Annotated in this window: 18 protein-coding genes, 1 tRNA gene and 1 riboswitch; of the genes, 9 read left to right on the top strand and 10 right to left on the bottom strand. The window is 72.9% G+C overall.

Annotated elements, in window-relative coordinates; translation table 11 throughout:
• Positions 1-436: 436 nt before the first annotated feature.
• On the bottom strand, positions 437-991 hold the full coding sequence (locus ABZ915_RS11395; RefSeq protein ID WP_361799418.1) for a MarR family transcriptional regulator: 555 nt from the start codon (positions 989-991) through the stop codon (positions 437-439).
• 134 nt (positions 992-1,125) lie between these two features.
• On the opposite strand from ABZ915_RS11395, the gene ABZ915_RS11390 reads away from it, so the two are divergent.
• Entirely contained in the window at positions 1,126-2,385 is a 1,260-nt protein-coding gene (locus ABZ915_RS11390; RefSeq protein WP_361799536.1) for an MFS transporter, read from the top strand.
• 31 nt (positions 2,386-2,416) lie between these two features.
• On the opposite strand, the gene ABZ915_RS11385 is transcribed toward ABZ915_RS11390, so the two are convergent.
• Together ABZ915_RS11385 and ABZ915_RS11380 are read right to left on the bottom strand one after the other, a co-directional pair.
• Positions 2,417-4,069 carry a SpoIIE family protein phosphatase gene (locus tag ABZ915_RS11385; RefSeq protein ID WP_361799415.1) on the bottom strand — a complete coding sequence of 551 codons (1,653 nt, stop codon included), beginning with the start codon at positions 4,067-4,069 and terminating at the stop codon, positions 2,417-2,419.
• Between the two features lie 130 nt (positions 4,070-4,199).
• On the bottom strand, positions 4,200-5,576 hold the full coding sequence (locus ABZ915_RS11380; protein WP_361799412.1) for an NAD(P)/FAD-dependent oxidoreductase: 1,377 nt from the start codon (positions 5,574-5,576) through the stop codon (positions 4,200-4,202).
• Positions 5,577-5,955: 379 nt separating this feature from the next.
• Here ABZ915_RS11380 and ABZ915_RS11375 point away from each other — a divergent pair, with 379 nt between their 5' ends.
• Both ABZ915_RS11375 and ABZ915_RS11370 read left to right on the top strand, forming a co-directional pair.
• Positions 5,956-6,732 (top strand): helix-turn-helix domain-containing protein, encoded by a 777-nt coding sequence (locus ABZ915_RS11375; RefSeq protein WP_361799409.1) that lies wholly within the window; start codon positions 5,956-5,958, stop codon positions 6,730-6,732.
• A 203-nt stretch (positions 6,733-6,935) separates the two neighbouring features.
• Positions 6,936-8,867, top strand: a complete 1,932-nt coding sequence (locus ABZ915_RS11370; protein ID WP_361799406.1) for a sigma-70 family RNA polymerase sigma factor — start codon at positions 6,936-6,938, stop codon at positions 8,865-8,867.
• On the opposite strand, the gene ABZ915_RS11365 is transcribed toward ABZ915_RS11370, so the two are convergent.
• Together ABZ915_RS11365 and ABZ915_RS11360 are read right to left on the bottom strand one after the other, a co-directional pair.
• Entirely contained in the window at positions 8,843-12,160 is a 3,318-nt protein-coding gene (locus ABZ915_RS11365) for a BTAD domain-containing putative transcriptional regulator (protein WP_361799403.1), read from the bottom strand. The two genes, ABZ915_RS11370 and ABZ915_RS11365, sit on opposite strands and share 25 nt — an antisense overlap.
• A gap of 210 nt (positions 12,161-12,370) precedes the next feature.
• Positions 12,371-14,455 carry an asparagine synthase-related protein gene (locus ABZ915_RS11360; RefSeq protein ID WP_361799401.1) on the bottom strand — a complete coding sequence of 695 codons (2,085 nt, stop codon included), beginning with the start codon at positions 14,453-14,455 and terminating at the stop codon, positions 12,371-12,373.
• 705 nt (positions 14,456-15,160) lie between these two features.
• Between ABZ915_RS11360 and ABZ915_RS11355 the strand changes: the two genes are divergently transcribed.
• The 4 genes from ABZ915_RS11355 to ABZ915_RS11340 all read left to right on the top strand — a co-directional run bounded on the left by ABZ915_RS11355 (position 15,161) and on the right by ABZ915_RS11340 (position 20,120).
• The gene (locus ABZ915_RS11355; RefSeq protein WP_361799398.1) at positions 15,161-16,585 is read left to right on the top strand and encodes an MFS transporter; all 1,425 of its coding nucleotides are present in this window, start codon (positions 15,161-15,163) and stop codon (positions 16,583-16,585) included.
• 69 nt (positions 16,586-16,654) lie between these two features.
• A complete protein-coding gene (gene lhgO, locus ABZ915_RS11350) occupies positions 16,655-17,878 on the top strand; it encodes an L-2-hydroxyglutarate oxidase (RefSeq protein WP_361799395.1) in 1,224 nt (407 codons plus the stop codon).
• A gap of 54 nt (positions 17,879-17,932) precedes the next feature.
• Complete coding sequence (trmB, locus tag ABZ915_RS11345; RefSeq protein WP_361799392.1) at positions 17,933-18,766, top strand: tRNA (guanosine(46)-N7)-methyltransferase TrmB; 834 nt, start codon at positions 17,933-17,935, stop codon at positions 18,764-18,766.
• Between the two features lie 10 nt (positions 18,767-18,776).
• On the top strand, positions 18,777-20,120 hold the full coding sequence (locus tag ABZ915_RS11340) for a PrsW family intramembrane metalloprotease (RefSeq protein ID WP_361799389.1): 1,344 nt from the start codon (positions 18,777-18,779) through the stop codon (positions 20,118-20,120).
• Between the two features lie 31 nt (positions 20,121-20,151).
• Here the strand turns inward: ABZ915_RS11340 and ABZ915_RS11335 are convergent, their stop codons facing one another.
• The 4 genes from ABZ915_RS11335 to ABZ915_RS11320 form a co-directional block, all read right to left on the bottom strand.
• The gene (locus tag ABZ915_RS11335) at positions 20,152-21,096 is read right to left on the bottom strand and encodes an aldo/keto reductase (RefSeq protein WP_361799386.1); all 945 of its coding nucleotides are present in this window, start codon (positions 21,094-21,096) and stop codon (positions 20,152-20,154) included.
• Positions 21,097-21,199: 103 nt separating this feature from the next.
• Positions 21,200-22,231 (bottom strand): M23 family metallopeptidase, encoded by a 1,032-nt coding sequence (locus tag ABZ915_RS11330; RefSeq protein ID WP_361799383.1) that lies wholly within the window; start codon positions 22,229-22,231, stop codon positions 21,200-21,202.
• Between the two features lie 10 nt (positions 22,232-22,241).
• A riboswitch (cyclic di-AMP (ydaO/yuaA leader) is annotated at positions 22,242-22,408 on the bottom strand.
• A 320-nt stretch (positions 22,409-22,728) separates the two neighbouring features.
• A tRNA-Met gene (locus tag ABZ915_RS11325) sits at positions 22,729-22,802 on the bottom strand.
• A gap of 55 nt (positions 22,803-22,857) precedes the next feature.
• Positions 22,858-23,988 carry a dihydrofolate reductase family protein gene (locus ABZ915_RS11320; protein WP_361799380.1) on the bottom strand — a complete coding sequence of 377 codons (1,131 nt, stop codon included), beginning with the start codon at positions 23,986-23,988 and terminating at the stop codon, positions 22,858-22,860.
• Positions 23,989-24,077: 89 nt separating this feature from the next.
• Between ABZ915_RS11320 and ABZ915_RS11315 the strand changes: the two genes are divergently transcribed.
• The gene (locus tag ABZ915_RS11315; RefSeq protein WP_361799377.1) at positions 24,078-24,593 is read left to right on the top strand and encodes a MarR family transcriptional regulator; all 516 of its coding nucleotides are present in this window, start codon (positions 24,078-24,080) and stop codon (positions 24,591-24,593) included.
• 104 nt (positions 24,594-24,697) lie between these two features.
• A complete protein-coding gene (gene ribA / locus ABZ915_RS11310; RefSeq protein ID WP_361799374.1) occupies positions 24,698-25,339 on the top strand; it encodes a GTP cyclohydrolase II in 642 nt (213 codons plus the stop codon).
• Here ribA and ABZ915_RS11305 read toward each other — a convergent pair.
• Positions 25,326-26,744 carry a DHA2 family efflux MFS transporter permease subunit gene (locus tag ABZ915_RS11305; RefSeq protein WP_361799371.1) on the bottom strand — a complete coding sequence of 473 codons (1,419 nt, stop codon included), beginning with the start codon at positions 26,742-26,744 and terminating at the stop codon, positions 25,326-25,328. The two genes, ribA and ABZ915_RS11305, sit on opposite strands and share 14 nt — an antisense overlap.
• Between the last annotated feature and the right edge of the window lie 8 nt (positions 26,745-26,752).

The raw sequence follows: 26,752 nt of genomic DNA, 5'->3' as shown, positions 1-26,752 counted from the left end.
GGCTTTCCTCCGGGCGCTTCCCTTCGGTCTTGCGTTTCCGACTCTATCAGATCTTTTCTCGATCCGATTTCCTCGGTGCTTTCCAGGTTTCCGCTCTCGCGTTTCCCTTTCCGGCGTTTCCGACTCTATCAGATCCTCGCGGCGTCTGATTCCCAGTCAGAAGGGGTTGTCATCCCGGCTGTTGGGCCGTTCCGACGTCTCAAACCTTAGCGGATCCGCTCGGCGATTCCCAATCGGGCCGCCGCGCTCCTATTCGAATTGAATTCGGGCACGCCGAAATCAACCCCGTCGGGAGATCGTGCTGAAGTTTGAGGGTGCCGCTCGTGGCGGCGGAGGTGCTGTCGCAGAACCGTTACGGCTCCGTGGCAACCCGAAGAACTTTACGGATCGGGCGGGGCACTGTCAAGCGACCCCGGCGCAGGCGGTCCAGTCGACTTCAGTCGAGGTCGCTCAGGCGGCCGCCGGCGTCCGGCTGGTCCTGTTCCACCCGGCGAAGCAGCCTGGTCAGGACCTCGCCGAGGGCGGCCCGGTCCCCGGGGGAGAGGTCCTGGAGCAGGTCCTCCTCGAAGACGGAGGCCAGGCGCATGGCCTCGAGCCACTTCTCCCGGCCGTCGGGGGTCAGTTCCACGATGACGCGGACGCGGTTGGACTCGTCCCTCTCCCGGGTGACCAGACCCTCGGCGACCATGCGGTCGATCCGGTGGGTCATGGCGGCCGGCGTGAGGCCGAGCCGCTTGGCGAGGTCGCTGGGGCCCAGGCGGTAGGGGATGCCGGAGAGGACGAGGGCCTTGAGGACCTCCCACTCGGCGTTGCTGATCCCCAGGGCGGCGGTCTGACGGCCGTAGGCGACGTTCATCCGGCGGTTCAGACGGGACAGCGCCGAGACGATCTGCTCCACCTGAGGGTCGAGGTCCTGGAACTCGCGCTGGTAGGCGGCGATCTGCTCGTCGAGTGTCGGCTCGTTGCTGACGCCGCCGGTGGTGTCGGCCATGGCCGCAGTATGGCACGCGGCGCCTTTGCCTTTAAGTCCTTGGGTATGTACTCTTTAGCTTCGAACTTTAGCTTCTAAGTCTTCATACCTAACTCGTGAGAGAGGTGAACGTGACCAGGGCGATGGGCGCAGCGATGCGCCGGATCCACGTGGGCAACGCACTCAGCGCGTTCGGGCTCGGCTTCACCGTCCCCTACCTGTACGTCTATGTGGCGCAGGTGCGGGGGCTGGGGGCCATGACGGCGGGGCTCGTCCTCGCGGTCTTCGCCGTGGCCGCGCTGATCGTGCTGCCGTTCGCCGGTCGGGCGATCGTGCGGCGCGGCCCGCTTCCGGTCCTGCTCGCCGCCCTGGTCATGGCCGCACTGGGGGCGCTGAGCCTGGGACTGGCGGGCAGCGCGGTGGCCGTACTGCTGTCGGCGGCGGCGCTGGGGGCCGGGCAGGCCGTGATGCAGCCGGCGCTGGCGACGATGATCGTCGACTGCTCGACGGCGGACACGCGGTCGCGGGCGTTCGCGACGCAGTTCTTCCTGCAGAACCTGGGGCTGGGCATCGGTGGCCTGATCGGTGGCCATCTGGTCGACACGACCCGGGTCTCGTCCTTCACCCTGCTGTTCGCGATCGAGGCGGCGATGTTCCTGCTGCTGGTCGTGATGCTGTCGACCGTGCGGATGCCGCACTCGCCGCGGATCGAGGGGGCGCCCACCGGGTCGGCGAAGGGCAACTGGAAGCAGCTGCTCGGGAACCGGGCGATGGTGCAGCTGTGTGTGCTGGGCTTCGTGCTGTTCTTCGCCTGCTACGGGCAGTTCGAGTCGGGGCTGAGTGCGTACGGCGTCGAGGCGGCGGGGATATCCACCTCCGCGCTCGGTTCGGCGCTGGCCGCCAACACGCTGATGATCGTCGTCGCGCAGTTCGCCGTGCTGAAGTTCGTCGAGCGGAGCCGACGGTCGCGGGTGATCGCGGGCGTGGGTCTGATCTGGGCCGTGGCCTGGCTCACGGCGGGGTACGCGGGTCTCGGGCACGGCAGCCGGGAGATGGCGACCGCCGCGTTCGTGGCGACGTACGCCCTGTTCGGGCTGGGTGAGGCGATGCTGTCGCCGACGGTCGCCCCGCTGGTGGCGGATCTGGCGCCGGAGGGCATGGCCGGGCAGTACAACTCGGCTTTCGCTCTGGTGAAGCAGCTGGCGCTGGCCGTGGGGCCGGCGGTGGGCGGGCCGCTGGGGGCCGCGCTGGCCGGTCCGTACATCGTGACCTTCCTGCTGTTCTCGCTGGGGATCACCTTCCTGGCGCTGCGGCTGGGGCGACGGCTCACCAGCGCCCAGGATCACCCGTGGACCGCTGCGAAGAGCCGGGTCGTCGCCCGGGGCGGGGCTCCGGCGGAGTCCTTGACCGCGTAGGCGGCGGGGCCCACCGGGGCCTGTCGCGGCACTAGCTCCTCGGCAGCACGAACTCGCACCACACCGCCTTGCCTCCGCCCGGTGTCCTTCTGGATCCCCAGTTGGAGGCGATCGTCGCCACGATGGCGATGCCCCGGCCCGATTCGTCGCCCGGTTCCGCGCGGCGGCGGCGCGGGAGGTGGTCGTCGCCGTCCGTGACCTCGATGATCAGGCGGCGGTCGGTGCGGCGGAGCCGGAGCCGCATGGGCGGGGTGCCGTGCTGGAGGGAGTTGGCGACCAGCTCGGACGCGGCGAGGACGCCGAGGTCGTGGAGGTCGCTCGGGAAGCGCCAGCTGGTCAGCACACCGGAGGCGAACGCACGCGCGCGTGGGGCCGCTTCCACGCCGCCGAGGAGTTCCAGGGCGGCGTTGCGGAAGAGGTCGCCGTCGGGGCCCGTGCGGGCGGGGTGCTGGAGGACGAGGACGGCCACGTCGTCGTCGTGGTCGGCGGTGACGCCGGCCGAGCGGACGAGGCGGTCGCAGATGACCTGGGGGCTGCCGGTCGCGCCGGCGAGGGCGCGTTCGAGGGCGGCGATGCCCTCGTCGAGGTCCTCGTTACGCCGTTCCACCAGGCCGTCCGTGTAGAGGACCGCCGTGGAGCCGGGGCTCAGCGGCACCGAGCCGGAGGCGTGCATCCAGCCGCCGGTGCCGAGCGGCGGGCCGGTCGGTTCGTCGGCGCGCTGGACGGTGCCGGTCTCGTCGCGGACGAGGATCGGGAGGTGGCCTGCGGACGCGTACACCAGCCGGCCCTCGTTCGGGTCGTGGATGGCGTACACGCACGTGGCGATCTGGTTGGCGTCGATCTCGGCGGCGAGGCCGTCGAGGAGCTGGAGGATCTCGTGCGGGGGGAGGTCGAGGCGGGCGTACGCGCGGACGGCCGTACGGAGCTGGCCCATGACCGCGGCGGCCCGCACGCCTCGGCCCATGACGTCGCCGATGACAAGTGCGGTGCGTCCGCCGCCGAGGGTGATCACGTCGTACCAGTCGCCGCCGACCGCGGCCTCCGTGCCGCCGGGCTGGTAGGTGGCGGCGATGCGGAGGTCGTCGGGCTGTTCCAGTTCCTGGGGGAGCAGGGAGCGCTGGAGGGTCACGGCCGTCTCGCGCTGGCGGCGTTCGCTGGCGCGCAGGCGGGCGGCGGCCTCGGCGTGGTCGGTGACGTCGGTGGCGAAGACCAGTACGGCGCCGCCGCCGTCGCGGTCCGCGTTCTCGGCGACGGGTGTGCAGGTGAAGGTGTAGGAGCGGCCGTCGACGGCCTTGCGGGACTTGAGCGTTCGGGGTCTGCCGCTGCGCAGGACCTGGTCGAGGAGGGGCAGCAGGCCCAGTTCGGCCAGTTCCGGGAGGCCTTCGCAGGCGGGCTTGCCCAGGTTGCGGGCGCCGAAGGCGGCGGTGTAGGCGTCGTTGAGGTAGGCGATGCGGTGGTCGGGGCCGTGCACCAGGGCGACGAGGGCCGGGACGCGGTCGAGGACCTCGCGCGCGGGCAGTTCGTCGACGGCGGGTACGGGTGCTGTGCCGTCGGCCGGCTGTTCGGCGCGGGCCGCGGGCACGGAGCCTTCTCCCCGCCGGTCCGGGGAGACCGCGTGCTCGGTCCGCGCTGCGGCGCGGCGCTGCGTTCCGGGGAGCCGGGCGCTCCAGCGCGTGAAGTTCACAGTGGGGAAAGCCTCGTGGGTGCTGAGGGCGGGCGGGTGCCCGTCGGAGGTCGTGGGGAAGTCTGACAGGTGGCCGTCCGCGGCGACATCCGTCAGACGCCGGGGTGGGCCAGGGAGTTCCTGAGTCCGGTCAGGACGACCCCTTCGGGTTGTCCGTGGGGCTGTGAGGAGGCTTTCCACCGGCCGCCAGTTCGAACTCCGCACGGGGGTGTTCGAGGGATCCGAGGGAGACGATCTCCCGTTTGAAGAGCCCGGCGAGGGTCCACTCGGCGAGCACGCGGGCCTTGCGGTTGAAGGTGGGCACTCGGCTGAGGTGGTAGACGCGGTGCATGAACCAGGCAGGGTAGCCCTTCAGCTTGCGTCCGTAGACCTGGGCGACGCCCTTGTGGAGGCCGAGGGAGGCGACGGAGCCGACGTATGCGTGCGCGTACGTCTGGAGGGGTTCGCCGCGCAGTGTGTGGACGATGTTGTCGCCGAGGGTCTTGGCCTGGCGGACGGCGTGCTGGGCGTTGGGGGCGGTCTCGGTGCCGGGTTGGGCGGCGGTGACGTCGGGGACGGCCGCTGCGTCGCCGGCGGCCCAGGCGTGGTCGGTGCCGTCGACGGCCAGCTGTGGGGTGCACCTGAGCCGGCCGCGTTCGTTCAGGGGCAGGTCGGTGGCGGCGAGCAGGGGGCTGGGTTTGACGCCGGCGGTCCACACGACCGTGCGGGTCGGGAAGCGCTGGCCGTCGCTGAGTACGGCGACGCGGTCGGCGCAGGAGTCGAGGCGGGTCTCCAGCAGGACCTGGATGCCCCGGCGGCGCAGTTCGGTGACGGTGTAGCGGCCCATCTCCTCGCCGACCTCGGGCAGGATGCGGTCGGAGGCCTCGACGAGGATCCACTTCAGGTCCTGGGGCTGGACGTTGTGGTAGTAGCGGGTGGCGTAGCGGGCCATGTCCTCGAGTTCGGCGAGGGCCTCGACGCCGGCGTAGCCGCCGCCGACGAAGACGTAGGTGAGGGCGGCGTCGCGGATGGCCGGGTCGCGGGTGGAGGAGGCGATGTCCAGCTGCTCGATGACGTGGTTGCGCAGGCCGATGGCTTCCTCGACGGTCTTGAACCCGATGCCGTGCTCGGCGAGGCCGGGGATGGGGAGCGTGCGGGAGATCGAGCCGGGGGCGAGGACGAGTTCGTCGTAGGCCAGGTGTTCGGTGGGGCCGCCCTCCTCGGTCGCGAGCGTGGTGAGGGTGGCGGTGCGTGCCGCGTGGTCGATGGACGTCACCTCGCCGACGACGATGTGGCACTGGTCCAGTACGCGACGCAGCGGTACGACGACGTGACGAGGGGAAATCAGACCGGCGGCCGCTTCGGGAAGGAACGGCTGGTACGTCATGTAGGGGTCGGGAGTGACGACAGTGATGTCGACGGCACCCTGCCTGAGCTCCCGCTTCAGCTTCCGCTGAAGGCGCAGGGCCGTGTACATCCCGACGTAGCCGCCGCCGACAACGAGAATGCGCGCACGTTCCTTCACCATCCCATGACGCACCCGGCGCTGTTGTTTGTCCACAGGCCCGGCAAATTGTGTGACCGGCGCGCGGGCGTGCGCGGGCTTGGCCGGTTCGGCGGATCAGGACGAAAGGGACCAGGTCAGCGGGGGCGGACGGGAGTGCGCGAGGGGGCGGAATCGGGACGTATGTGCTCCGTACTCCGATCGGGGGGCGCTCCGTGCGGAACCTGCCCCTTCTGAATTGACAGCCTCTCAACTATGTTCGTGTCGACGGGGTGTAGAGGATGTGGTCGAACGGGTCCGCGACGGGCGGTCCCGGTCGGGGAACGGCGCCTGTTCCGCGCACTCCGGAATCAGTGGCGGGGAGAGTCTCCGGGGGGAGACGTCATTAACCGGGGGAACAACCATGCATATTCAGGACACTCATTGGGCATCCGCGTCCGCCATCGCGCCTAGTGGCGCGGCGGTGGGCGGAGTGATGAGCGCGGCGGCGGGCAACGGACGCGGGGACGGTCCGCGGACGACGCCGCTGCGGGTGGACGCACAGCGCAATCTGGAGCACGTGCTGCGTGCGGCGCGCGAGGTCTTCGGCGAGCTGGGTTACGGCGCGCCGATGGAGGACGTGGCGCGGCGCGCGCGGGTCGGCGTCGGCACGGTGTACCGGCGCTTTCCGAGCAAGGACGTCCTGGTGCGGCGGATAGCCGAGGAGGAGACCTCCCGGCTGACCGACCAGGCGCGTGCGGCGCTCGGTCAGGAGGACGAGCCGTGGTCGGCGTTGTCGCGCTTCCTGCGCACGTCGGTGGCCTCGGGTGCGGGGCGGCTGCTGCCGCCGCAGGTGCTGCGGGTCGGCGTCTCGGAGGACGGCGACGACGTCGTGGCCGAGGAGCCGCGCGTGCCGCAGCAGCGGACGCAGCCGGGCAACGGTGAGCTGCGGCTGGTGTCCGAGCAGCCGGCGGTGGTGCCCGAGGACGACGCGGGGGCGGCGGCGCTGCTCGACGTGGTGGGTCAGCTCGTGGAGCGGGCCCGCGCGGCGGGTGAGCTGCGGCCGGACGTGTCGGTCTCGGACGTGCTGCTGGTGATCGCGACGGCGGCGCCCTCGCTGCCGGACGCGGCGCAGCAGGCGGCGGCCTCGGCACGGCTGCTGGACATCCTGCTGGAGGGGCTGCGGTCCCGTCCGGTGTGATGGACCAGGGGAGTTGATCGCATCCGGGCGGGGCGGGTTCCTCGAGCCTTCCCCGTCCGGGTGAGTTCCCGCACCGCTCGCCGGAAGTCCGCTCGGACGAGTGGATTGTCCGTGAAAGCGCGGTCCTGAACAAAAGCCAGTGTGGCACTCTGACCGGGTGATCGGGTCGGTCTGGGCTGGGCTGGTGGCGGGGGCTTTGCGCGATGAGTGGTGACGGGCGGGACGGGTCACTCGGTGACGGTGACGCGGAGACCGGCGGGCTGACCTCCCCGCAGGTGCCGAGCCAGGGCGGCCCGGCGCACATGCCGCCCGACGCGGCCGAGGGCGGCGTGCCGGCCCAGCGCGAGGGCGGTGTCCTGCCGCCGCGGACCCGGTCGCGGTCCGACGGCGAGCTGATCGGGCGGATGCGCGGGGGCGACGACAGCGCGTACGAGGAGCTGTACCGGCGGCACGCGGACTCGGTGCGCCGCTATGCCCGGACCTGCTGCCGTGACGCCCACACCGCGGACGATCTGACCGCCGAGGTCTTCGCCCGCATGCTTCAGGCGGTGCGGGGCGGTTCGGGACCCGAGTACGCGGTACGCGCCTATCTGCTCACCGCCGTCCGGCGCGTCGCCGCGCAGTGGACGAAATCCTCCCGGCGCGAGCAACTCGTCGACGACTTCGCGGTGTTCGCCGCGCAGTCCGCGCAGTCCGCGCGGGCCCCGGAGGACGACGGCACGCTGGGCCTGGGCGCCGATGTGCGCGCGATGCACGAGGCCGAGCAGTCCCTGGCCATGCGGGCGTTCCGCTCGCTGCCGGAGCGCTGGCAGGCCGTGCTGTGGCACACCGAGGTGGAGGACGAGTCGCCCAGCCAGGTCGCCACGCTGTTCGGGCTGGACGCCAACGGCACGCGTGTGCTCGCCAGCCGCGCCCGTGAGGGCTTGAAGCAGGCCTACCTCCAGGCCCATGTCAGCGCGGCTCTCACCGACGACGAGGGGTGCGCCCGGTACGCCGACCAGCTCGGGACCTACGCCCGGCGCAGGCTGCGCACCCGTGCCGAGCGGGGATTGCGCAAGCATCTGGAGGAGTGCGCCCGGTGCCGGCTGGCGGCCGCTCAGATCGAGGAGGTCGCCGGCGGCATCCCCGCCGTCGTGCCGGTCGCGGTCATCGGCTGGTTCGGTGCCGCCGGGTATGCCAAGGCGCTCGGGATCATCGCCGGTGGTGCGGGGGTGGGCGCCGCGGGCGCGGCCGCCGTCGCGGGCGGCTCGTCCGGTGGGGCCGGTGCGGGCGGTGGCGGGGCGGCTGCCGCGGAGGGGCTGGGTGCGCCGGTGAAGGCCGGTATCGCGGCCGGGGTGGTCGCGGTCGGGGTGGCCGCCGTGGCGCTCGCCCTGGTCCACCATGACGAGCCGGTCAGACAGACGGCCGCACCCTCACCGTCCGCCCCGGCGGTCCGGCCCGAGCCCGAGTCGCCCACCCCCGCGCCCCCGAAGAAGGAACCCGCGCCCGCCCGCCCCGCCGCCGCGCCCAAACCGGCGGCGAGCCCTGCGGCGCTCGCCCCGACTCCCGCACCCACGCCCGCCCGCGGCCCGAGCAGCGGACCGGCCCCGGCCGCGTCCCCCACCGCCCCGGGCACCGGACCGGCCCCCGCCCCCGAACCGACACGGCCCACGCCGCCGGCGACCCCGACACCGACCCCCACGCCCACTCCCCCGCCGACGCCGGTCGTCTACCAGTGGAGCGAGCTGCGGTACGACGTCACCGGCGACGGCACGGCGCCCGAGATGCGGATCGCCGACAGCAGCTGGGTGTGGCAGCGCTACGGCGTGACGGTCGCGGGGAAGTGGTACGCGCACGGCGTGACCGTCCACGGCGAGTCCTCCGTCACCGTGGACCTCAACCGCTCCTGTTCCGCCTACGACGCGCTGGTCGGCGTCGACGACCTGACGCTGGGGCTCGGCGAGGTCTCCTTCTCGGTCTACGCGGACGGCGTCCGGCTGTGGAAGTCCGGCGTGGTCGAGGGCGGTGACCCGGCCGTCCCGGTCCATGTGAACCTGGCCGGGCACCGGACGGTACGGCTGGTGGTCGAGCCGCGCCATGCCCTGGACTCCGCCGCGCTCGCGGACTGGGCTCAGGCGCGGTTCACCTGCCGGTAGCGGTCGATCTCCTGGTCCAGCTCGCGCAGCACGTCGTCCACGGTGAAGGTGGCGCCGCGGGCCCGCTCCGCCGTGTAGCGGTCGCCGGGCAGGGTGGCGCGCGCGGTGGTGTTGATCTCCTCGGCCCGGGTGTGCTCCGGCTCGGAGCGCGGATGGCCGCCACGCCAGTGCTCACCCGTGGCGAACAGCCGGACCGCGATCGCCAGGTCGCCCATCCGGGCCAGCAGGTCCGCCGCGATGTCCACGAGCACCGCCGTGATCGACTCGGCGCACCGCTGCTCCGTGGCCTCCCGCAGGGCGCCCGCGATGATCGGCAGCCCTCGCGCGGGGCCGGACTCGGCGGCGGTGATGAGGGCGTCCGTCGCGTGCAGCCCCGCCATGAACTGCGGCGGGGGCGTGCCCTGCCCGGTCGCCGCGCGGGCCGCCTCCCACAGGTCGCGCGCGTGGGAGATGTCCCCCTCGTGCTGCGCGAAGTGCGCCCGCAGCAGCAGGATGAAGGCCCGGGCGTCCGCCACCCCGTACCGGTCGGCCGCCATGTTCGCCTCGTTCAGGCCGGTCTGCGCACGCTCATGGTCCCCGGAGCGGTAGGCGATCTCGGCGAGCCGGGCGAGGAGGAACGGTGCCTCGGCGTACGCGCCGACCTCGTAGGCGAGCCGCAGCGCCTCCTCGTACTCGCTCCCGGCGTCCTCGAACCGGCCGCGCGCCATGGCCGCCTCGCCGGCCGCGCTGCACACCTGTGCCAGCATCCAGCGGTCCCCGGCCCGCCGGCTGAGCACGCGCAGCTCGGCCAGGTCGTCGTCCACGCCCAGCAGGTTGCCGGGCGAGTCCACGACCATGTGCGTGCGGAACATCAGGACGGCGCCGATCTCCCAGTCGCCGCCGTACTGACGGCAGTTGGCGACCACCACGTCCATGAGGGGCCGCAGGTCGACCGGTCCGCCCAGGTAGTAGGCGGTCATCGGCCAGAGGAGGCCGGGCATCCGGGCGGCGTGCGGGCCGCCGTCCTGGAAGGCGTCCTGCACCCGGGCGATGTAGGCGGGGGCCCGTTCGTCCACCGCGAGGCCCCGGGAGGCGGACTCGGACGTCAGGAAGAGGTGCAGCATCCGCAGGTCCATGCGCAGGGCGTGCCGGGGATGCCCTTTCTCCCCGTCCGGGGCTTCGAGCAGGGCACCCACCGGGTCGGCGGATTCGGCCAGGGCGAGCAGTTCCTCCGGCGAGGTTCCCTCGGGGGCGGTGTCCAGGGCCGCACCCAGGTGCAGGACGCGCTGCACCCATGCCACGGACTCCTGGCGGTAGTTCCGCAGCCACCAGAACCAGCCCATGCCGAGGACGAGCGCACCGGCCCGCGCCTCGTCGCCGGTGCGGACCGCGCGGTCGAGGGCCGCGCGGATGTTGTCGAGCTCGGTCTCCAGGCGGTAGATCCACGGCAGCTGCTCCCCGGACCGCAGCAGCGGATCGGCCTTCTCGACCAGCGCGCGCACCCACGCGCCGTGCCGCAGCTCGGCCGCCGCGCGCGGTTCGGGAAGCTCGGCGGCGCGCTCGGCGGCGTACTCGTGGATGGTCTCCAGCATGCGGTACCGCATGCCGCTGTCGTGGGCGGGGCCGTCGCGCTCGCATGGGGCCGCCACGATCAGGGACTTGTCGACGAGCGCGCCGATCAGGTCCGCCGCCGGTCCGGTGCACACGGCCTCCGCCGCCGCGAGGTCCCAGCCGCCGGCGAACACCGACACCTCGCGCAGGACCGTCCGCTCCCGCTCGTCGAGCAGTTCCCAGGACCAGTCGACGACCGCGCGCAGGGTCTGCTGGCGGGGCAGGACCGTGCGGCTCCCGGAGGTGAGGAGGCGGAAGCGGTCGTCGAGGCGATCGGCGATCTGCCGGGGCGTCAGCAGCCTGAGCCGGGCCGCGGCCAGCTCGATGGCGAGCGGCAGGCCGTCCAGGCGGCGGCAGATCTCGTCCACGGCCGCGGTGTCCTTCAGCACGGTGGCGGCGTCGGGGCGGACGGCCGCCGCGCGCTCCGTGAAGAGGCGGTGCGCCTGCTCGGGGACGAGGGGTTCGACCGGGCGCACCGACTCCCCGGGGACGCCCAGGGGTTCACGGCTGGTGGCGAGGATCGTGAGCTCCGGGCAGCGGGTGAGCAGTGTCTCGGCGAGGTGGGCGGCCGCGCCGATGACGTGTTCGCAGTTGTCGAGGATCAGGAGCTGGCTGCGCGGGGCGCAGTACTCGACGAGCAGGGCGACCGGGTCGTCATGGGCGGCCACCAGGTCGTTGGTCATGAGCACGGTCTCGCGCAGACCGAGGGCGCTGACCACCGCGCCGGGGACCGCCTCCGGCCGGTCGAGCGGGGCCAGCTCGACCAGCCACGCCTGCGGATGGCCGGCGGCGGCCTCCTCGGCGAGACGGGTCTTTCCCGAGCCGCCCGGTCCGGTGAGGGTGACTAGACGGCCCCTGTACAGGTCGGAACGAACGGCCTCGAGTTCGGGTTCCCGCCCGACGAAGGAGGTGAGGCGGGGGCGGAGGTTGCCGGTGCGGCGGGGCGGGGCCGCCGGTGCCGGCACCGGCAGTGGTGGCGGTGCCGGCTCCTGGTTGAGCAACGAGGTGTGCAGGGCCTGGAGTTCCGGGCCGGGGTCGGTGCCGAGGGCGTCGGCGAGGGTGCGGCGGGCGGACTCGTACGCGGCGAGCGCGTCGGCGGTGCGGCCCGTGTCCCGCAGGGCGCGGATGAGGAGGGCGCGCAGCGGTTCGTCGTACGGGTGGGCCGTGGTCAGCTCCGTCAGCTCCGGTACGACGGCGTGGGCGCGGCCGAGTCGCAGCGCCGCGTCGGCCCGGCCGCGGGTCGCCTCCAGGCGGAGGGCCTCCGGGCGGGTGGCGGCGGTGCGGTCGGGGAGGTCGGCCAGGGCGGGGCCGCGCCACAGGGCGAGGGCGTCGGTCAGGACGCGGGAGGCGGTGGCCGGGTCGTCGCGGTCCAGGGCGGCGGTGCCTTCGCGGACCATGCGTTCGAAGACGAAGAGGTCGATGTCCTCCCGCGTCGCCGTGAGGCGGTAGCCGCCGGGTTCGGAGACGACGGTGTGCTTGCCGGCGGCACGGCGGAGCCGGCCGACCAGGGCCTGGAGGGCGGCTGGGGCGTCCTGGGGCGGGTCGCCCGCCCAGACCTCGCCGATCAGGGTGTCGGGGGTGGTGGTGCGGTCGGGGCGCAGGGCCAGAGCGGTGAGAAGGGCACGCAGACGCTGACCGCCGAGGGGCAGGGGGGTGCCCTGGTCGTCCGTCGCTTGGGTTACGCCCAGGATTCTGTACCGCATCAGGTCATTGTGGCTGGGGCGCGGCGGCGTGGCACGGGAGTTTGGCCGCCGTCGGATGCGTCGGGTGCGTGTGTCTCAGCCCGTCTGGGGGTGCCCCCTCTGGGGGAGTTCGAGGACGAGGCCGTTCAGGCCGATGGGGGTCTGGGGGCGCGGCCTCCAGGGACGGCAAGCCCCACTCACCCTCACCCAGAACTCATCCGCAAGCCCCGCTCACCCACCCGAGGCCAATGCCCCCCGTCGCGGTGTGATCCCGGAGGGCACGGCACGCGCGCGTGCCGGTGTGCCCGTCCAGCAGGTGCCCCGGCGGGACAGCAGGCGGCGCAGCCACAGTTCCAGGGAGACGAGGTCGGCGAGGCCGTCCAGCGGGAGGGGTTCGCCGGCCGCCGCGCCGCGCAGGGCCTTGCGGACGACACGGGCCTCGACCAGGCCGGCCTCGGCGAGCAGCGGGGTGGCGAAGAGGGAGACGAGGGAGTCGGCGGCGACCCTCAGCCCCGTGCGGGTGGCGGCGGCCGAGGAGGCGTGGGAGGGGGCGCCCCAGCCGGGCGGGAGGTCGGTGATACCGGTGCCCTTCAGGACCGTGCGCAGGATGTCGGCGCGTGCTCCGGGCTGGACGCGGAGGGCCTCGGGGAGGTCGCGGCAGGCGCGGACGACCTGGTTGTCGAGGAAGGGGGCGTGCAGGCGCTGGAAGCGGATCTCGGCGGCCTGTTCGAGGACGCGGATGTCCGCGGCGTAGCGGGCCAGTGCGGCACGCGCGCGGTGGTCGCCGGGACGCTGGCCGGGACCCACGCCGGAGCGGTTCACCGCCCCCTGGAGCAGAACCGATACTTCAGCGAGTGCCTCTCCGGTCAGCCAGCGTGCCGCCGGCCCGGGTCTGGCCCAGGTGAGCGCCGCGAGGGACGCTCCGACCGCGCCTCCGGGTTCCTCGAAGCGGCGGCGCAGCAGCCGCTCGGCGAGCGCCTCCACGCCGGTGCGGTACGGCATCCGGGCCAGCCGCCGCGCCGCGCTGTACACGCGCGCGGGGACCATCACCGAGCCGTCCGCCTTGGCCAGCGCGGCGACCGGCCGTACCAGGTGGCGCCGTTTGCGGTCCATCAGCAGGTCCGCCAGGCGGGCGGGGTGCGCGTCCAGGACCTGGCGGGCGCCGTGTCCGGTGAAGTGGTCCGCGCTGCCGGCGGCCAGGCGCGCGCGGTGGCGGGCGGCCGTGATCAGGGAGGGTCCCGGTTCGTCGGTGAGGGGTCCCTCCAGGTCGGCGTACGGCAGGACCTCCTCGCCGCCGGTCACCACCACGTGGTGCAGGCGCGGGTTGGCCGCGAGCGTCCCCGCGCGCTCCAGTTCCGCCTCCCGGCCGCCCACGGCCAGGTCGTTGAAGGTGACGGCCAGCAGGCGCTCCCCGGCGCCCGTGCCGTGCCCGAGGACCGTACCCGGCATGCCGGGCAGCCCGGCGGCCAGCAGGGCGAGGGTGCCGGAGGCCGGGCCGCCGGACAGGTCGGCGCCGATCCCGGGCACGGGCATCCCGCGCGCGGCCCGTCGTTCGGCGGGCCCCATGCCGGGGACGGGACCGGGGTCGATGTCGGCGCCGGGGACGTGCCGGGGCGCGGAGAGGCGGGCGCGGACGGCGTCCACGAGCGCGTCGCGCACCGCGTCCACGGCGCGGTCGGGATCGGCCGACGGCGCCGCCACCGCGAGGGAGGCGACCGGCTCGTACCCGGCGATCTCACGCGAACCGGCGCGCAGGATGAGCGCATGCCCCGGCGGAACGCGCCGCACGCCGTCGTACGGCGTGGAGTCGTACAGGGCGGCCGGTACGTCCGGGGCGGCGAGCAGGGCCGCGAGGTGGCCGAAGTCGAGGTTGGCCTCGATGAGGTCGGCGAGCGGCAGCGCGGCCGTCGCATAGGCCGTACCGCCCGCCCAGGGTGTGTAGAACACCGGCCGGGCGCCCGCGAGGTCGCCGCAGACGGTGACGCGGCGGCCGACCTGGACGACGGCCGTGTAGCTGCCGGGCCAGGTCGTCAGATGCCGGAGTGCGCCCCCGCGCGCGGTGAACAGGCCGAGCCGCAGCTCCTCGTCGGAGGCCCCGCAGGTGCCCAGGACGGCGATCCGGTTCTGGGCGTCGGCCTTCACCACCCGCACCTCGTCCGGGCGCCAGTCGCCGACCGCCCACAGCGGATCCGGGTCGCCCCACAGGAGTTGGGAGCCGATCGGGTGCACGGTCTCGCCGTCGTCCCCGACGGCACCGGCGGAGCCTGTTCCGGCGGCGCCCGTGGCGGTGCTGCTCCATCCCACCAACCACCGCATGGACGCCTCCACAGGCTGTGGACAACCAGTGCACCGTACGAACCGGGTCCCATGCTGCCATGAAGAACGCGCCCCCGAGGGGCGGCGGCACCGCCTTGGATGCCGTCGGCACGCCCACGCGCGTGCACTCGTGCGGAAGTCGAACAGAAGTCGACGCCGGTATGGCGCACGGCCGTTGCGACTCGAATGCGCCCCCGAAACGCTACCCGAAAACGCCCTTCGCGCCCTCAACTCCCGTGGTAAGAGCGGTGAACGCACCCAAAAGAGGGGGGTCGATTTTCAGCCAATCTGGCGCGGCGGGAACAGGCGTGAGCACGCTCCGTACATGCTCTGCGCAGTGCACGGACAGCGCACAGTCCGGGAGGCGGGCATCGCCTCCCGGACCGGTCCGCCACCCGCGGGGATGAAGGTGGCGGTGTCCCCCAGCCCACTGGATCCAGTACAGCGGGCCGACCCACGCGTGACCCATGGAACCGCTCCCCCGGTGGCCGGAGAAGAGCGCACGGACGGGCGCACGGCCACACGGCGGGGGCACGGCGCGACAGCCCGTGCACGGTGCGTACATGGCCGGCGGACGCGGACGGGCAACAATCCCGCCATCCGGAACAATGCCCCTTAACGCTTGGGATGCGGCGAACTACGCTGGGTTTACGAATGCCGCGTGGTTATGCCAGCGCGGCAGCCGTCTGTGTCGAGGGGTGGCGCATGTCCAGGGAGCAACGCGGGCCGAACGAAAAACTCGGCGCCGTTCTCGCCCTCGCGGGAATCAGCAACGCAGGACTCGCGCGACGCGTCAACGATCTTGGCGCTCAACGCGGGTTGACTCTTCGCTACGACAAGACGTCGGTGGCGCGCTGGGTGTCGAAGGGCATGGTGCCGCAGGGTGCCGCGCCGCATCTCATCGCCGCCGCCATCGGCCAGAAGCTCGGCCGCCCGGTGCCGCTCCACGAGATCGGCCTGGCGGACGCGGATCCCGCCCCCGAAGTCGGCCTCGCCTTCCCCAGGGACGTGGGACAGGCGGTGCGCTCGGCCACGGAACTGTACCGCCTCGACCTCGCCGGGCGCCGGGCCGGCGCCGGCGGCATCTGGCAGTCGCTGGCCGGATCGTTCGCAGTGAGCGCATACGCAACGCCCGCCTCACGCTGGCTGATAACCCCCGCCGACAGCTCGGTCGCGCGGGACGCGAACCCCTCCGAGGGCTCCGGCGCACCGATCAAAGTCGGCCACAGCGATGTGCAGAAACTGCGGGAGGCAGCCGAGGACGCCAGGCGCTGGGACTCCAAATACGGAGGCGGCGACTGGCGTTCGTCCATGGTGCCCGAGTGCCTCAGGGTGGAGGCGGCTCCACTGCTGCTCGGCTCGTACTCGGACGAGGTCGGCCGCGCCCTGTTCGGGGCCACCGCCGAACTCACCCGGCTGGCGGGCTGGATGGCCTTCGACACCGGCCAGCAGGAGGCCGCCCAGCGCTACTACATCCAGGCGCTGCGCCTCGCGCGCGCGGCCGCGGACGTCCCCCTCGGGGGCTATGTGCTGGCCTCCATGTCGCTCCAGGCGACGTACCGGGGCTTCGGCGACGAGGGCGTCGACCTCGCGCAGGCCGCCCTGGAGCGCAACCGCGGCCTGGCCACCGCCCGCACCATGAGCTTCTTCCGCCTGGTCGAGGCACGCGCGCACGCACGCGCGGGTGACGCCCCCGCGGCCGGCGGGGCGCTGCGCGCCGCCGAGGGCTGGCTGGAGCGCTCCCGGGACGGCGACCAGGACCCGTCCTGGCTCGGCTTCTACGGCTACGACCGGTTCGCCGCCGACGCCGCCGAGTGCTACCGCGACCTGAAGGCCCCGCGCCAGGTCCGCCGCTTCACCGAGCAGGCGCTGTCGAAGCCGACGGAGGAGTTCGTGCGCTCGCACGGGCTCCGGCTCGTCGTCTCCGCGGTCGCCGAACTGGAGTCCGGCAACCTGGACGCGGCCTGCGAGCAGGGTGTGCGGGCGGTCGAGGTCGCCGGGCGGATCTCCTCGGCGCGCACCACCGAGTACGTGAAGGATCTCCTGCACCGGCTGGAGCCGTACGGGGACGAACCGCGGGTGGTGGAATTGCGGGAGCGGGCGCGCCCACTGCTGATGGCACCGGCCTGAGCCCGTCTCCCGGGTTTGAGCGCATTGTCAGTGGCGCAGTGCACTATCGGAACCGGGAGGTGGTGCCAGGTGGCGCGGCAGGTGCGGGAGAGCGCGTACGACTGCGACGTGCTCGTGATCGGTGGTGGGATCGTCGGGCTGTCCACCGCGTACGCGATCACGCGCGCGGCGCCCGGCACCCGTGTGACCGTGCTGGAGAAGGAGCCGGGAGCGGCCCGGCACCAGACGGGGCGCAACAGCGGGGTCATCCACAGCGGGATCTACTACCGGCCCGGCTCCCTGAAGGCGCGGTACGGGGTGCGGGGCGCGGCCGAGATGGTGAAGTTCTGCGCGGAGTACGGCGTCGCGCACGCCGTCACCGGCAAGCTGATCGTCGCCACCGAGCGGGAGGAGCTGCCGCGGCTGCACGCGCTCGTGCAGCGCGGCCGGGAGAACGGGATACCGGTACGGGAGCTCGGAGCGGCACAGATCGCGGAGTACGAGCCGGAGGTGCAGGGGCTCGCGGCGATACACGTCGGGACGACGGGCGTGTGCGACTTCGTCGGCGTCGCGCGGCAGCTGGCCGAGGCGTCCGGGGCGGAGATCCGGTACGGCGCGCGGGTCGAGCGGATCGACCGGCGGCCGGAGCTCGGGGTGGCCGTACGAACCGCGGGCGGGGACGTCGTGCGCGGGCGGGTGCTGGTGAACTGCGCCGGGCTGTACTGCGACGAGGTGGCCCGGCTGACCGGGGACGAGCCCGGGGTGCGGATCGTGCCGTTCCGGGGTGAGTACTACGAGCTGGCGCGTCCGGGACTGGTGCGCGGGCTGGTGTACCCGGTGCCGGATCCGGCGTTCCCGTTCCTCGGGGTGCATCTCACGCGCGGGATCGACGGTGGCGTGCACATCGGGCCGAACGCGGTGCCGGCGCTGGCCCGCGAGGGGTACGGCTGGGGGGTCGTACGGCCGCGGGAGGCGGCGGGGACGCTGGCCTGGCCGGGGTCGTGGTCCATCGCCCGGCGGCACTGGCGGTACGGGCTCGGGGAATTCCGGCGGTCGGTGTCGAAGGCCGCCTTCACGGAGGCCGTACGCAGGCTGCTGCCCGCGGTGGAAGAGGCCGATCTTGTACGGGCCCCCGCCGGGGTGCGGGCGCAGGCGGTGCTGCGGGACGGCACGCTGGTGGACGACTTCCTGATCCGCGAGGGGCCCCGGGCGGTGCATGTGCTGAACGCGCCGTCTCCGGCGGCCACCGCCTCGCTGCCGATCGGGCGGGAGGTGGCGCGGCGGGCGTTGGCCGTGCTGGAGGAGCAGAGGTGATCCCCGTCCCGTTCGGTCCGACGTCCGGGCGGCCCCGCGTAAAATCGACTCACTGTGTCTGACTCGTTGAACGCCCCTGAAACCCCCGGCCCCCCGCGTCCCGCCCCCGGTGTGTCCATCCGGCACAGCCGGGCCAAGGGGGAGCCGCGGTTCCCGGACGGCCCGAAGGCGGATCCCGCGGGGTCGCACTTCGAGCGGCGGATCCGGAGTTTCCAGCCGCGGCGGAGCCGGGTGACGGCGGGGCAGGCGGACGCGTTGCAGCGGTTGTGGCCCAAGTGGGGGCTGGACATCGACGGGCGGCGGGACATCGATCTCGCCGAGCTGTTCGGGAACGACAACCCGGTCGTGCTCGAGATCGGGTTCGGGATGGGAGAGGCCACCGCGCAGATGGCCGCCGCGGATCCCTGCACCAACATCCTCGCGGTGGACGTGCACACCCCGGGCCAGGGCAACCTCCTGGGCATCGCGGACCGCGACGGGCTGCCCAACGTCCGGGTCGGCAACGGCGACGCCATCATCCTGCTGCGCGAGATGCTCACCCCGGACTCGCTGGACGGGCTGCGCGTCTACTTCCCGGATCCCTGGCCGAAGAAGCGGCACCACAAGCGGCGGCTGATCCAGCCGGAGTTCCTCGGCCTGGCCGCGACCCGGCTGCGGCCCGGGGCGATCGTGCACTGCGCGACCGACTGGGAGCCGTACGCCGAGCAGATGCTGGAAGTACTGACCGCGCACCCGGACTTCGAGAACACCCGGTCCGACGGCGGTTTCGCGCCGCGTCCCGACTTCCGCCCGCTGACCCGTTTCGAGGGACAGGGCCTGGAGAAGGGACATGTGGTGAATGATCTGTTGTTCCGCCGCGTACAGCATCGGGAGCAGCAGCGACGTTAGGGTCAATGCCGTGGCCACCTTTCCGCCGTATCCGACGCACCCCGCCGGTCCCGTCGACGGTGTGCTCCGGCACCCGCACTGGTGGCAGCGCAGGTGGGTGCGGTACGGAGCGCTGATCATGCTGCTCGCGCTCTCCGGGCTCGTCATCCTGGCCCTCGTACGGCAGCAGACCGGTACGGAAGGGTTCCTCGTCGGGCTGGGGCTGGCCGTGCTGCCCGTCCCGCTGCTCATAGCCGCCTTCCGGTGGCTGGACCGGGTCGAGCCCGGCCCCTGGCGGAACACGGTCTTCGCCTTCGCCTGGGGCGCCTGCGCGGCGGCGCTGATAGCCATCGTCGCCAACAGCTTCGCCACCAAGTGGATAGCCACGACGTCCGACCCGTCCAGCGCCGACACCCTCGGCGCGACGGTCATAGCGCCGATCGTGGAGGAGTCCGCCAAGGCCGCCGCCGTCCTGCTCGTCTTCCTCTTCCGCAGACGGGACTTCACCGGGATCGTGGACGGGGTGGTGATAGCCGGGGTCACGGCCACCGGGTTCGCCTTCACCGAGAACATCCTCTATCTCGGTACCGCGTTCGGCACCGACCAGATCACCGGCGACCGCGGCATCGCCTCCGTGACCGCCGCGACCTTCTTCGTGCGCGTCATCATGTCCCCGTTCGCGCACCCCCTGTTCACCGTCATGACCGGCATCGGCTTCGGCATCGCCGCCCTGTCCGCCGACCGGCAGCATGTGCGGCGCGTGCTGGTGCCGCTGGGCGGGCTGCTGCTCGCGATGGGCATGCACGCGCTGTGGAACGGCTCCTCCGCCTTCGGCGAGTACGGCTTCTTCGCCGTGTACGGGACCTTCATGCTGCCCGCGTTCGGGCTGCTGACCTGGCTGGTGATCTGGACGCGCCAGCGGGAGCTGCGGACCGTGCGGGAGGAGCTTCCGGCGTACGTGCTCGCCGGGTGGCTGGGGCCGGGCGAGCCGTTCGCACTGGGCTCGATGCGGGCCCGGCGGATGGCCCGTGACTACGCCCGCCATCACGGGGGCAAGCCGGCCGCGCGGGCGGTGGCGCAGTACGAGGCGTACGCGACCTCGCTGGCGTTCCTGCGGCACCGGGGGCGGCGCGGGCGGGCGGGGGCCGACTTCGTCGTCCGGGAGCGGGAGCTGCTGGCCGAGCTGTGGAACAGGCGGCAGCTCGCGCGGCCCGCGCTGGAGTACGCCGCGCGGGCGTCGGCTCCGGTGGTTCCGACGCCCTGGCCGGTGTACGGGGTGCAGGGCGCGTACGGCTATGTGCACGGCCCCGGACCCGGGCCCGGCTACGGGTATCCGGCGGTGCCGTACACCGCCCACAACCCGTACCGGACCTAGTGCCCCGGCACTGGCGGGAAGGCGGGACGGGTTACGCCGACGCCTCGGTGAGCCTCGCCAGCTCGTCCCCGGTGAGTTCCAGCTCGGCCGCCCCGAGCAGCGCCGGCAGCTGGTCCACCGTGCGGGCCGAGGCGAGGGGGGCCGCCACCGTCGGCCGGGCGGCGAGCCAGGCGAGGGCCACGGAGGCCACGGCGGTGTCGTGCGCGGCGGCGATCTCGTCCAGGGCCGTCAGGACCTTCTGCCCCCGCTCGGTCCGGAGGTGCTTCGCCGCACCGCCGGCCCGCGCGCTGTCCACGGTCGTACCGGACCGGTACTTGCCCGTGAGGAAGCCCGAGGCGAGTGAGTAGTACGGCACGACCGCGAGGCCGGCGCGGGCGGTCACGTCCCGCAGCGGCCCCTCGTAGGTGTCGCGCGAGACGAGGTTGTAGTGCGGCTGAAGTGCCACGTACCGGGCGAGGCCCTCGCGCTCGGAGAAGTCGAGGGACGCCTGGAGGCGCTCGGCCGTGATGTTGGAGGCGGCGATGTAGCGCACCTTGCCCGACCGGACGAGCTCGTCGAGCGCCCCGATGATCTCCTCGACCGGGACCTCGGTCTTGTCGAAGTGGGTGTAGTACAGGTCGATGTGGTCGGTGCCGAGGCGGCGCAGGGAGGCGTCGGCCGCGGCTTTGATGTTGCCGGCGGTCAGGCCCTGGTACTTCGGGTGCTGGCTGACCTTGGTCGCGATGACGACGTCGGAGCGGTTGCCACGGGACTTCAGCCAGTTGCCGATGACGGTCTCCGATTCGCCGCCCTCGTTGCCCTCGACCCACGCCGAGTAGGAGTCGGCGGTGTCGACGAAGTTGCCGCCGGCGGCCGTGTAGGCGTCCAGGACGGCGAAGGACTGCGCCTCGTCGGCGGTCCAGCCGAAGACGTTGCCGCCGAGGGCGAGCGGGAAGACCTCGAGATCGGAATTGCCGAGTTTACGAAGAGAAGCCATGTCTTGATCCAACCACCGCGGCGGCGGTGCGCATTCCGCGACGGACCGGCAGCCCTGACGTCGGGGGGGTGTCGTCAGGGCTGCCGGGGAACGGAGAGGCGCGTCAGGGGGTGAGGCCCTTGCTGTGCAGCCATGCCATCGGGTCGATGCCGGTGGCCTGGCCGCCGGGGTGGACCTCGAGGTGCACGTGCGGGCCGGTGACGTTGCCGGTGGCGCCGACGCGGCCGATGACCTCACCGGTGCTGACCTTCTGGCCGACCTTCACGTTGATCGAGGACTGGTGGCAGAACCACAGCTCGGTGCCGTCGTCGAGGGTGAGGATGGTGCGGTAGCCGTAGGCGCCGGCCCAGCCCGCCTCGGTGATCGTGCCGCTGTGGATGGCCTTGATGAGCGTGCCGGTCGGCGCCGCGAAGTCCAGGCCGGTGTGGTAGCCGGAGGACCACATGGCACCGGGCTGCCCGAAGGTGCCGGTGATCGTGTACGAGGAGGTCGGCAGCGTGTACTGCTTGGCCAGGGCGGCGAGGCGGTCGGCCTCAGCCTGCTTCTTGGCGACGGCCTCGGCCTTGTCCTTGGCGGCGGCGGCCTCGGTGGCGGCTTCCTTCTCCGCCTTGGCGGCCGCGGCGGTGGACTGCTTCTCCGCGGCGGCCACGGCGGCGGCGGTCGCCTTGCCGTCGACCTGGCTCTTCTGCTGCTCGGCCTGCGCCATGATCCGGTTGCGCAGGGCCTCGCCGGCGTCGGTGCCGCCCTGGTCGCTGTCGGCGGTTGCCACGCCGACGTGGGCCAGGCTGGCCTCGGTGGCCTTGGCGCCGTCGGCGTCGTCGCCCAGCAGGGAGCCGACGGAGGGCAGGTCGGGCATGGAGATGTGGACCGGCGGCTTGCCGGTGTTGGCGCTGGCCATGCCGCCCGCGCCGACGGCGGCTATCACGCCGACGCCCAGAACGGTGGAGCTGCGGGCGAGCCCGCCGCCGCGCTGCTTGCTGACGCGGTGCCGGCCGCGTACCGGGGCGAGGGAGTCCTCGGTGGGATTCCACTCCTCCCAGGGGCCCTCGTCGGTGCGGTACTCGCCGTAGCCGAAGGTCTCGGTGCGCTGGCTCGGCACGAACGGGGCTGTGGGGGCAGGCGGGTTGGACGCCACGCGGGCGTGCTCCTTCCTTCCGTAACGCCTACCGGGTTAGCTGACGGGTTCGGAGCAGGAAGGTCTCCTACGCGCGTATACCAGTCGTGAACTCAAGCAGTTCACGGCGGTGTTCGCGTGATTCACCCCAAGGTGGTGGTTCCCCGGTTCCCTTTCGGGATTCGGCATGTGCGCACGGAGCCGTCGCGGGTGACGGCTGGGACGACCGCGCTGCGTTATCGAACGTTAATAGACCTACCTGTCAGTTTCCAAGCCGTTCGGCTTGATCATTATGGTTTTCACAGGAGAACTTATGGGCGATGACCGGTGAAAAACGGGCGAGTTGAGCCGGGCGCGGGGCACCTCAGCAGTCACAGACGTTTTGATGGTTACCCATATGCAAAGCGGAGGGCGCCCGGTGCATGACTGTGCGTGATATCGGGATCAGGAAGCGCTCAGGACCGGGAAAACACTCAGGGCCGGAATCCGTGTACTGGATTCCGGCCCTGAGCCTTCAGTAGCGGGGACAGGATTTGAACCTGCGACCTCTGGGTTATGAGCCCAGCGAGCTACCGAGCTGCTCCACCCCGCGTCGTTGTGTCACCAGTGTACGTCATCCGCGGGACCACTCGCACACTCCTTTTCGATCAGCCCGGCAGGTGCCGGTTCGGCGCCTTCGCGGCCTCCTCGTACTCGGGCAGGACGACCACGTCCACACCCGCGGCCGCCAGCAGCCCGCTCCCGTCTGCGTCGGTGACGAACGTGTCCGGCTCCCGCCAGGCTGTGACCACCCGGCGTACCCCCGCGTCGAGGATCAGCCGGGCGCACGGCGCCGGCCGGGAGGCCCGCCGGGCGCAGGGTTCGAGGCTGCTGTACACCGTGGCGCCGGCCAGCCGCGGGTCGTCGGGCCGGATCTTGGCCAGCGCCGCCTCCTCCGCGTGGACCACGGGATCGTCCCCCTCGCGTGAGTGGCCGCGCGCGAGTTCCGTACCGTCGGTGGCCACCACCACCGCTCCGACGCTGAACGCCGTCTCCGAGGGCGGGCACAGCGCGGCCAGCTCGCAGGCGATCCGCAGCCAGTGGCGGTCGGCCGCGAGGGCCGCCGGGCCGGTGCCGGGCGCGGTCGGCTCGTAGCGCATCAGGACGACGTCCTCGATACGGCGCGTCTCCAGCAGCCGCAGCCGCCCGGCCTGGTAGCCCCCGGGCCCGAAGAGTCGGGGGGCGTCCGGGTCGCCGACGAGGAGGGGGGCCAGGACGAGCTGGAGCTCGTCGGCGAGGCCCTGCCGCAGCAGCTGGGTGTGGATGATGCCGCCGCCCTCGACCATCAGGCGGCGCACCCCGCGCACTGCGTACAAGTGTTCGAGCAGTGCGGGCCAGTCCAGATCCGCGCCCAGCGGGACGACGTCGGCCGCGATGCCCAGGGTGCGGGCCCGCTCGGCGCCCTGGTCGGTCGTGTAGAGGACCTTCTCGCCACCGGTGTGCCAGAAGTTCGCGTCCGGGTCCAGGTCGCCGGAGCCGCTGACGGTGACCTTGAGGGGGTACTCCGCCCGTCCGGCGGCGAGCCGGGCCGCCCGTCGCTCGGCCGAGTTGACCAGCAGCCTCGGGTTGTCGGCGCGGATGGTGCCGGCGCCGACCAGGATCGCGTCGACGGACGCCCGTACCTCGTCGACCCGGTCGAAGTCGGCCGGGCCGGACAGCAGCAGCCGGTCGGGGCCGGTGTCGTCGAGGTAGCCGTCGAGGGAGACGGCGGCGGACAGCAGGACGTACGGACGGGGCATCGACGCGCTCTCTTCGGGAGGCGGGGCAGGGCCGGACTCGGCGGACCCGGGGTCTTGGTTCAAGTTTGAAACAAACCTACACTGGTGGCATGACGACCCGCTGGCTCACCCCCGAGGAACAGCGCGCCTGGCGCGCGTACATCGCCGGCAGCCTGCTCCTGGAGGACGCGATCGACCGGCAGCTCCAGCAGGACACCGGCATGCCGCACCTGTACTACTCCATCCTGGCCAACCTCTCCGAGGCGCCGGAACACAGTCTGCGCATGACCGACCTCGCGGAGAGGTCGAAGATCACCCGGAGCCGGCTGACCTACGCCGTGACCCGGCTGGAGAAGGACGGCCTGGTACGGCGTGAGGGGTGCCCGTCCGACAAGCGGGGCAGCATCGCCGCGCTGACCGACGAGGGGATGGCCGTCCTGGAACGTGCGGCACCGTGTCACGTGGCGACCGTACGGGCCTCCCTCTTCGACCGCCTCAGCCCCGAACAGGTACGGCAGCTGGAGGAGATCTTCAGCTCGGTCGCCGACGCGCTCCAGGGCGAGGAGGCGGGGTCCGCGCCGGACGACGTGCCGTGGCGGCGCCGGTCGCCGAAGTCCTGTTCGTGATCTCCGCACGAGATCCGCGAATCCGTTGCTTCAAATTTAAAGCATGGGGTAGGGTTCCCGGCAACTGCTTCAAATCTGAAACTCCTTGAACCCCGGAGACCCGCATGCCCGACACCCCCGCCGCCACCCCGCGCGCCCGCGTCCGGGTACCGCTGCGCTTCCACGACGGCTACAGCGTCGACGCCGAACTGGTCACCTTCCACGGCCTGACCGACGGCCAGGAGCACGTGGCCGTCGTCCTCGGCCGCCCCGACCCCGGCACCGTCCCGCTGGTCCGCCTGCACTCCGAGTGCCTGACCGGGGACGTCTTCGGCTCGGCCCGCTGCGACTGCGGCCCCCAGCTGCGCGAGGCGGTCGAGCGCATCGCCGACCGCGGTGGCGTCCTGCTCTACCTCCGCCAGGAGGGCCGCGGCATCGGCCTCTACAACAAGCTCGACGCGTACGCCCTCCAGGACCAGGGCCTGGACACCTACGAGGCCAACGCCGCCCTCGGCCTGCCGGAGGACGCCCGCGACTACACGTCGGCCGGCCAGATGCTCCGCGCCCTCGGCATCGAGGAGCTGGACCTGCTCTCCAACAACCCCGACAAGGCCGACCAGCTGCGCGGCCTGGGCCTCGTCGTCCGCGACCGGGTGCCCACGGGCGTCTTCACCACCGCCCACAACGTGCGCTACCTGCGGGCGAAGGTGCTCCAGACCCAGCACACGCTGCCGCTCGCGGAGCTGACGGAACTCAGCGTGGGCTGAGCCGCCCCGGAAGCAGCACCGCGGGCAGCAGGGCCAGGGCCAGCAGCCCCGCCGCGACCGCGTACGCGATCCGGAACCCCGCCGGGTCCGCGCCCACCGTGCCCAGCACCACCGACAGCAGCGCGGTGCCCACCGAGGCCCACACCTGGGAGTTGATGCTCAGCGCGGTGCTGGCGGCGGCCACCCGGTCGCCGGGCAGCTCGCGGGTCGCGGTCGTCATCGTCGGCATCAGCACCATGCCGGAGCCGACGCCCATCACCGCGGCCGAGCAGACCACCCGCCAGGGCGCCACCCCCTCCTGACCGACCTGGAGCGCCCCCAGCGCCATCCCGAGCGCGCCCACCACGACCCCCGCCGCGATCAGCCGCCGCGGCGACACCCGGTCGACCAGCCGCGCGGCGACCTGCATCGCCGTGCCGACGGCCAGCCCGACCGGTGCGGCCAGCAGCCCGGCGGCCGTCGCGGTCATGCCCCGCTCCTGCTGCCAGTACAGCGGCCCGAGCAGCATCGACCCGAAGTAGCCGCAGCCGAACAGCGCGAGCGTGGCGGCCCCGGCGGCGAACGTACGGTCGCGCAGCAGCCGCAGGTCGAGCAGCGGGGCACGGGCGGTGAGCGCACGTCGTACGAAGGCGGCGACGAGCACGGCACCGGCGAGCGCGGGCGCGAACGCGCCGGGCGCGGTGAACTCACCCCGCTCACCGCCCCGGGCGAGCCCGAACAGCAGCAGCGCGAGCCCCGGGGAGAGCGTCAGCAGGCCCGGGACGTCCAGTCCGGGTGGTGCGGATGCCCGCACGGGCCGGTCCCGCGGGAGCAGTTTCCCGGCGAGGATCAGGGCCAGCGCGCCGACGGGCAGGTTCACCAGGAAGATCCAGTGCCAGGAGGCCACGTCGACGAGCCGGCCGCCGAGGACCGGCCCGGCCGCGGGGCCGACCAGGATGGGCAGCCCGAGCAGCCCCATGGCCCGGCCCAGCCGGGCGCGGTCCGCGACCCGCATCACCATCGCCATCCCGACGGGCATGAGCAGCCCGCCGCCGAGTCCCTGCACCGCGCGGAAGGCGATGAGGCTGCGGGCGTCCCAGGCGCAGGCGGCGAGCAGCGAACCGAGGGTGAACAGGGCGAGGGCGGTCAGGTAGGTGCGCTTGGCGCCGATCCGGCCCATCGCCCACCCCGAGGTGGGGATGACCGCGGCGAGTGCCAGCGTGTACGCGGTGGCGGTCCACTGGATCGTCTCCAGCGGCGCGCCGAAGGACTCCGAGAGGCCGCGCATCGCGACGTTGACGATCGTCATGTCGAGCACCGACATCACGGAGCCGATGATCACGACGGTGACGGTGCGGCGGAGCGCGGCGGCGGACGCGCCACCTCGCGCCCCGGCCACCGCCTCGGCGGTCCCGGTCGCGCTCATGTTCCCCG

Origin of the sequence: Streptomyces sp. NPDC046915, assembly GCF_040644935.1 — a bacterium.
Taxonomy (GTDB): Bacteria; Actinomycetota; Actinomycetes; order Streptomycetales; family Streptomycetaceae; genus Streptomyces.
This window is presented reverse-complemented; position numbering and strand designations above follow the sequence as displayed.